Below are 6,965 nucleotides of genomic sequence, written 5' to 3' on the forward strand. Positions count from 1 at the left end.
TCCCGTGGACTCCCTGGACAACGGGCTTCTGCAACTGGAAGCGTGGCTGGAAATTGGACGCCGATGATGGCTGGTTTTTCGAGGCCGATTGACACACCTCGCCCTGATGGCTGGCCTCAGCAGCCTCCGCCTTGCCGGAAAACACCCCGGCCATCCCCTCGACGGCCTGCTTCTTCCAGGCGTTGATCAGCGTCTGGTGCACCCCGTGCTTGGCCACGAGTTGCGACACCGTCAGCTCGCCCCGGATCGCCTCCAGCGCCACCTTCGCCTTGAACTCCGCCGAATACCGTTTCCTGTTCCCCGTCATCGGGTCCGTCCTTCCTGATGGGCGAACCAAGCTTATCCGACTGTCCGGGGAACGGGGACCACCTCACTTTTCTACGCCGGATAACATTGTCTGGTGGATTGCGGTCCAAACACCACCCCAGCTCGCTGGTCCGACCTCCCGGAATTGCCTGAAGGCCTCCAGGGCTTCGTGTGTTCCAAGGTCTTCGGATACGCCGTCGGCTCCAGCCGATGCAACACTCACTCCAACTCCAAGCGCGACCAATCTTTCCGCGATGGTGGCACCGGACGACGCCAGCAAAGCACCTTGCTTTGCGCGCCATTCTGAACTCTCACTGCGGAAAAGAGGTTCGATCACGTGATCGCTCAGATCAATCTTGTGACCTGCGGGCAGCCGTGCCAGTTCGGGCCGAATTGCTGATGCAATGTTCGCCAATGTTGAAGCCTTCAGGAAGAACCGGAACGTACTGAAATACAGGTTGAACTCGGACGCGTCGCCCGCGGGAAGCCCCGCAATCAGGTTTGCCGCCGTCCCGGGATGTTCAACGAAGCCAACAACCTCGTCGTCGTCCGCCCTCGTTACAAGAAAGCCCCACTTTTCAAGCTGTTTAGGTGTCAGTTCGTCAGGGCGTACGGGGATCCCGACAACGACCAGATGCCCTCTTTCCAAGTTGCGAGCGACCTGCTCAAGCAACCGGGCATTGGCGGGTATCTGAAACATGTCGATCGGTGCGATCTGTACGCAGTCCGACACGTGCGGTGAAAACAACCCAGCCTCCCAGCATGCCAAGTCGTACAGCGTCACGTCATCGAACAGTGCCACCGCTCCCTTGTTGCCAGCAGCCAGCTCGGCGAGCCTGCTTGCATGCCCACCATTCTGAATTACCGTGACGTCCTTCGTCCAGCCGACGAATGAGACAAGGTAGTCGAGAGCCTCGGAGATATTGCAAAGGGAAGCTCCATTGCCGTTGGTCAGGGCTTCGACCAAGCAAGCATTGGTGGACGAAAAAAAAAGCGTTGAAGTCGATAGGCGTTTCGACAAGCCACCGGGCAGAAGTCTACGCCCCCATGCTTCTCCATGCTCGTTCACAACCAGCAATCGGTTCTGTCGATTTTGGGGCAAGGACAAGTTGGAGGCCGGGGTGTCCCCCGAGAGCGTCAAAAACGGCCAGATCATGACATTTGGCCTGGCTCAAAGCGATCCCAGAACTCATGAGGAGGTTGAGGCGCGGCGCAGATCAGAGATCCAATCGCGAGGGCGTCGGCGCCCGCGTCAACGAGATTCTCCAACGTGTCCTTGCGGATGCCACCGTCCGCCAGAATTCTAAACCTGCCTCCGGTCTCTCTTCTGATAACGACAAGACGGCGGATATTTTCTAACGCCCGTTCCTGCAGGCCAACGCCCTTAACGCCGATCGGCGTTCCCATGACGACAACCTGGTCGCATATGGGCAGAAGATCGCAAACCGTGTTCCAGTCATCTTCCAGACGCACGACAATGCCGACCTCTATATTGTCGTGCTTTAGCATCCTAGCGCACTCTCGGACCGCTGCTGCGCTATCGAGATGGACAGAAACCGACGCCAGGCGGTGCTTGTAGGGGCAGGCCTGGATCCACGTCACTGGATCTCCAATCATAAGATGTGCATCAAGCATTAGCGGAACATCAGCCAGCAGCTTTTCCGGCTGGAAGTCCAGGAACAAGTCCGATCCGCAATAGTGTTGCTCCATGACGTCGAGGTGCAGCCGGCTCGCAACGGACGCATACATAGAGACAGCATGAGATCCTTCTATGACGGACCAAAGAGAAACGAAGAGTTCCGGCTTGCGACGGTCAGTCATTCACAAAAACCTCCGCATCCATCGCGAAGGCCACAGCTACTCCGTGTGCGTAGGCGTCAGGCTTAGCCGTCACTTGGCGGGTTACATATAGGGTATCCAGACCCATACTGTGCGCTCCAACAATGTCAGTCGAATAAGTATCGCCGATCATAACGGCGCGACCGCCGCCTCGGGCCTTAACTTCACTGAGAACTGTCTCAAAATATGATCGGCTGGGCTTGCCCACTAGAGCATAGTTCGTATCCGACAAGCTCTTGATGAACTTGGAGAGAAAGCCTGTGCCAAGTTTGATGCTGCCATCAGTGTGCGGGACCACCAGGTCCTCGCTCGTTGCTACTGTAATTGCCCCGTCCAGATGTCTGTTTGCGATCTTGGTACACGCTTCAACGTTCATTACTTGAGCGTCTATTGCCCCTAGCACAAAGGCAGAGGCTTTATCTATCTCGTCGTGGACTGATATTCCATTTTCTATGAAATATTCTGAAGCACTGCCGCAGCCGAACAGGTAGACTTTCTGAGTATTGTCCAGACGGCGCAGAAAAGCCACTGCCGCTCGTGCGCCTGTAAATACATCGTCCGCAGGGATAGATAGCCCGAGCGATGCCAATCTCGAGGCGATAATGGAAGGAGTCCGACGTACAGAATTCGTGCAAATGAAGATGTTCTTTGACCGAAAGGTCTTCAAGGCATGCATCGCGGCATCCGAAAACTCGCCGTGATGTGTCAAAACGCCATCAACGTCCACGAGCAATGTATCGTACGGTTCGAGGAACAGACTGAGATTAACGCTGCGCATCAGGTGACAAACTTTGCCGTCACAGGTTGCGCATAACCCAGAGAATCCACGTAGAAAAGTATCTTTCTCTCGATTTCGACTTTAAGGAGTGAATCCAGCGAAACACCCCCTTTTCTTGTCAGAAAGCGGTCCAACTCACGCTTTATTCTGAGCACTTCCGGGTGAGAAAAACAGTAATGGCCACAGATTGTTGCGAGATGAACATCTGAGTATGCGGCGTCGTTGTCGACCCACTTCCGCCAAGTGCCGCTTTCGACAGCGAGGCGGACAAACTCCTGCATCTCGTCTCTCATTTCATACCGACCCAGCAGCGTCAGGAGTGTTTTCGTTTCGGTGGTTCCGAACTCCGGAGCAACATTCATACCACCTATGCCGCAATGGTTCAGCATTCGAAGCGTCTGGTGATTAATGTAGTCACCGTTGTGGCATTTGAGTTTTATTCCATATCTACCCAATAGGGCGGCCAGTGCCATTAAGTCGGCGCCATGCGACGACAGTTGGGTTGTGATTTGTGCCGTGGCACCGACATTGCCGGTTGCGACGACTCTTGTCCCCGTTTGAACAACCATGTAGTCCGGAAGGGCAAACCCGGCCGCCTTGGTAGCGGCAATTAGCTCATCCAGCATGTCGGCAGTGTCTTGCACTGATGCAATTTGCTCCATTTGGTCTTCAGTGCCGACCTCGTGACCGAATTCGCGATTCAAGGACAATGCAAAGGCAGAAGCGTCCCCAAGCAAATCGTGATACCGTTGCAGGGCAACAGTGTTCGACGCAAACCCTGCTTCTTCGAGACAAGTGTCAAAGTGCAGAAAGTCGAACCCTGAACGAATATCGGCGCGGAACGATTGGGAAGCGTCCTCGATCGCGCTATCTGCACCAGAAAAGACTGTAACACGCCCCTGATACGGGCCACCATGGTCCCGCGCGACAAGCAGGTTCGACGACCTACGGCGTATCACATAGTCTGCGAACGCTTCGGTCGACCAGTTGTTCACGTATCCGCCGCCAACACCTTCGTGGTCGATTTGGCGTCGACTGCAGATGAGAAAGATCGGTTCACTCAGCAAACTTGCCACGTTGATGGCAGCATCAACAGTGTTTTTAGAAACTACACCAATCCCTAGCGCCGTGGCGTGGTTCACTTACTGACCCCGTCATCTAACAGTCATATTGCGACATATTAACCGACATTTCCCAGATTGACGGCCCATCCGCCCATCTCGGGACGTAGTGTACCCGCCCCAGGATGGTATGAGAAGAGCAGGAAGCACGTGTCGCGCCATTCGCCGGTGGGAACATCCCGGGTTTTGGTCTCTTCAGCCCAAAATTCTCGCATTTTTCGCCTCTAGCTGGCTATTCCGCAACGCAGTGGACGTATCTCGCCTGTCGGAAGCCACTGTAGATCCACCCGTCTGCCGTCAACATGGTGCGAAAAGTCGTGGCCGGAGGTTGCCGACGCATCAGCAGGCTGTGGAACAGATCGCGCGGCACCGCCACCTCGGCCATCTGGAAGATGGTGTAGCGGGCATGCGCGATTACCTGGCGCCGACCTTCACCGATGCGCTGCGTGAGCTTCTTACCGGTCATCATCGGGATCTGCGGGCGGGGGCCAAACTGGCCGTCGCTCCCGTCGACGAAACCGGACAAGAGGTGCCTTCGCCACAGCCCGATGAGGGTGGCAAACCATCGACCCGTCGCGAACAAAGGGGCGCCGTCATCCAGGCCGCCCGCCATACCCGTTTCGAGGAGGTCGCCGCGCTGGACGCTCGCGGCTGGTCGCAAAAACCCGCATCGCCCAGACGGGGTCGCAACATGGAACGGGCAGAAAACTGAACCGCGGCGGGTTTCCTGGAGGCCCCATTTCTTGAGAGACTGGGGTCATTATGACGAAGCAGACATCACCCGACCGCCAGCCACGCCTCGAGCGCCTCGGCGTCGGCGACGGTTGGCTCCCGATACCCGAGCCGGGTGCGGATCTCGGCACGGTGTCGCTTCCAGGTCCGATCGGTTGCCGGATGCCGGAGATCGAGATTGGCCTCGATGCCGAGCTGCTGGGCCACGTGTTCCACCGTGGCGGCATCGACGTCCGTTGGCCGTTTGGGAAATCGACCGTGAACCCGGTGGAACAGCAGCAGCACCGCGAAGGCAAGCCGATTGGCCCGGCTTTTCTCCTGAACGAGGGCGTGATCGGCCTCGGTCAGCAGCCAGGGCTCCGCGCCGGTGCGGTCATCGACGCTCACGCCCTGAATCTCCGGAGCCGCGGCCTGTGCAGAAATCAAGAATTCCGCACAAAACTTAACGGACTGACAACGCACGCTTTTTTCTGTGCAAAATATATGTGCATAATTGCACCAGGATTTACGGCTATGCGCGTGTGTCGACGGACGGCCAGAGCGTGGAGGCGCAGGTTGCTGCCTTGACCACAGCCGGCGCCGGCAAGGTGTTCCGGAAGGTGGCGAGCGGGGCGAAGACCGATCGCGCCCAGCTTCGGCGCGCGCTGGACGCCCTTGATGCCGACGACATCCTGATGGTGACACGGCTCGACCGCCTGGCCCGATCCACCCGCGACCTGCTCAATACGCTGGCCACGATCACCGCGAAGGGGGCTGGCTTCCGTTCCCTGGGAGATGGGTGGGCCGACACGACCACGCCGCACGGTCGCCTTATGTTGACCGTGCTCGGCGGGCTGGCCGAGTTCGAGCGTGACCTGATCCGCACCCGCACCGGCGAAGGTCGGGCTCGGGCGAAGGACCGAGGCGTCAAGCTAGGGCGCCCGTCGAAGCTGACACCGCATCAAATGCGTGAGGCAATCGCACGACGCGACAACGGCGAGGCGCTGACCGACATCGCCCGCACCTACAATGTAAGCCATGCCACCATTTCACGGCTCAAGGAGCATGCGCCGGGAGATCGAAAGCAGCCTCCGGGATAGTTCAGCTCGGTCGCTTTCCCATGCCGCTTTCCAAATGGCCCCTGATGACACGACTGTTGGGTCTACCCCGACATTGGCGGGGGCGGTGTCCTGGGCGGTGACCAGATCCGGAGTGTAGACGAAGGTCAGCACAAACAGCGCGAGCGCCCCGCCGGCACGAACGGCAAGCCCGCCTCGCGACCAGCGGACCTGGAGAAAGCCGGGGATCGCGGCGCCGAGCACGGCCGCGGCGACGCTCACGACAACGCGCAGGGCGAAGAACAGCCGGGGATCGGCGATCGGCTCGTTGCGGATCAGCAGCCCCACGACCATGCCGACGATCGCGAGCGCCGACAGCGTTGCCGCCGACCGTTCCATCCGGTATCCCGATCCAGGCTCTTTCATCGGTGGCATTCCATGAGGAATTTTCTCTTTACACGATGCTATATCTACCAGTTTACCTCCTGAAAGAAAGCCTATGGCTGGTAGAGAAGCATTCTGACGAGGGAGACGTCGTGATGGCAGCCAAGCCGACCGTTACGCTCATTGCCGTCGCTCTCTTGATCATCGGCAACTCCGGCAGCATCACCATTCAGGATGGGCCGCGGTAAGGCCACGCTGCGCCAGCCCCCTCACCGGTAGGGCGGCGCTGAAGCACCAGGACGGCGCCGATCAACGACAGGACCGTGGCCAGGTGCAGGACCAGGACGAGCCGCCGGCCGTCCTGCTGATCGAGCCCGGGTTGGAGTGCCATACCGAGATCTCGACCAGCTGCCCGACCAGGACGAACACCCCGGACCCGGCCGGCGCCGACCGGCTGAAGGAGCCGGTGACGGATCTGTTGATCAACGGCGAGGCGGGGCTGAAGCACCGGGGCGGAGCCGCCGGCATCGAGGAGCGGGACGAGCCGGCGGTCGCGGCGTCCTTTTCTGTGACGTCACAAAAATGGGCTTTATCGAATGCGGTGGGGTCTCCTCGGCAAGCCCTCCGTGCGTCTCGATAGGGTCTGCAGCAGCCCTATGGGCCGTCTCGGAACGGGTCACGTCCCTGAACGTGGTGTAGGAGCTGTGGGGAACCGGCCCGCCGAAGCGCCCCCCAGAGCTGGCGTAGGCGGGCCGGTTTTCCACAGCG

At 58.9% G+C, this 6,965-nt stretch carries 9 protein-coding genes and 1 pseudogene; 3 read left to right on the plus strand and 7 right to left on the minus strand.

From position 1 onward, the window contains the following. The 5 genes from J2847_RS33530 to J2847_RS33550 all read right to left on the minus strand — a co-directional run. A partial coding sequence (locus J2847_RS33530; protein ID WP_233474974.1) for a transposase occupies positions 1-307 on the minus strand: 307 nt, incomplete at its 3' end. 63 nt (positions 308-370) lie between these two features. Next, entirely contained in the window at positions 371-1,273 is a 903-nt protein-coding gene (locus J2847_RS33535) for a hypothetical protein (RefSeq protein WP_209783058.1), read from the minus strand. Positions 1,274-1,458: 185 nt separating this feature from the next. After that, positions 1,459-2,127 (minus strand): beta/alpha barrel domain-containing protein, encoded by a 669-nt coding sequence (locus J2847_RS33540; RefSeq protein WP_209783059.1) that lies wholly within the window; start codon positions 2,125-2,127, stop codon positions 1,459-1,461. Further along, the gene (locus tag J2847_RS33545; protein ID WP_209783060.1) at positions 2,120-2,923 is read right to left on the minus strand and encodes an HAD-IIA family hydrolase; all 804 of its coding nucleotides are present in this window, start codon (positions 2,921-2,923) and stop codon (positions 2,120-2,122) included. The genes J2847_RS33540 and J2847_RS33545 overlap by 8 nt, the downstream gene beginning before the upstream one ends. Beyond that, positions 2,923-4,065 carry a hypothetical protein gene (locus J2847_RS33550; protein WP_209783061.1) on the minus strand — a complete coding sequence of 381 codons (1,143 nt, stop codon included), beginning with the start codon at positions 4,063-4,065 and terminating at the stop codon, positions 2,923-2,925. Before J2847_RS33550 ends, J2847_RS33545 begins: the two co-directional genes overlap by 1 nt. Before the next feature lie 406 nt (positions 4,066-4,471). On the opposite strand from J2847_RS33550, the pseudogene J2847_RS33555 reads away from it, so the two are divergent. Beyond that, positions 4,472-4,725, plus strand: a pseudogene (locus J2847_RS33555) (ISL3-like element ISAzs13 family transposase); the annotation flags it as partial. Positions 4,726-4,821: 96 nt separating this feature from the next. Here the strand turns inward: J2847_RS33555 and J2847_RS33560 are convergent. Continuing rightward, positions 4,822-5,163, minus strand: coding sequence for a DUF4158 domain-containing protein (locus J2847_RS33560; RefSeq protein ID WP_209783062.1), 342 nt, complete (start codon positions 5,161-5,163; stop codon positions 4,822-4,824). A 98-nt stretch (positions 5,164-5,261) separates the two neighbouring features. Here J2847_RS33560 and J2847_RS33565 point away from each other — a divergent pair, with 98 nt between their 5' ends. After that, positions 5,262-5,855, plus strand: coding sequence for a recombinase family protein (locus J2847_RS33565; protein WP_325169540.1), 594 nt, complete (start codon positions 5,262-5,264; stop codon positions 5,853-5,855). On the opposite strand, the gene J2847_RS33570 is transcribed toward J2847_RS33565, so the two are convergent. Further along, entirely contained in the window at positions 5,805-6,239 is a 435-nt protein-coding gene (locus J2847_RS33570; protein ID WP_209783063.1) for a hypothetical protein, read from the minus strand. The two genes, J2847_RS33565 and J2847_RS33570, sit on opposite strands and share 51 nt — an antisense overlap. 289 nt (positions 6,240-6,528) lie before the next feature. On the opposite strand from J2847_RS33570, the gene J2847_RS33575 reads away from it, so the two are divergent. Continuing rightward, positions 6,529-6,837: a hypothetical protein gene (locus J2847_RS33575; RefSeq protein ID WP_209783064.1), complete on the plus strand. Its 309-nt coding sequence runs from the start codon at positions 6,529-6,531 to the stop codon at positions 6,835-6,837. Positions 6,838-6,965 lie beyond the last annotated feature (128 nt).

The sequence above is a fragment of the Azospirillum agricola genome, from assembly GCF_017876095.1.
GTDB lineage: Bacteria > Pseudomonadota > Alphaproteobacteria > Azospirillales > Azospirillaceae > Azospirillum > Azospirillum agricola.

Bases quoted from the DNA above. Each gene is read 5' to 3' on its own strand.
- J2847_RS33570 (WP_209783063.1), bottom strand. From the start codon at position 6,239: ATGAAAGAGCCTGGATCGGGATACCGGATGGAACGGTCGGCGGCAACG.
- J2847_RS33540 (WP_209783059.1), bottom strand. From the start codon at position 2,127: ATGACTGACCGTCGCAAGCCGGAACTCTTCGTTTCTCTTTGGTCCGTC.
- J2847_RS33545 (WP_209783060.1), bottom strand. From the start codon at position 2,923: ATGCGCAGCGTTAATCTCAGTCTGTTCCTCGAACCGTACGATACATTG.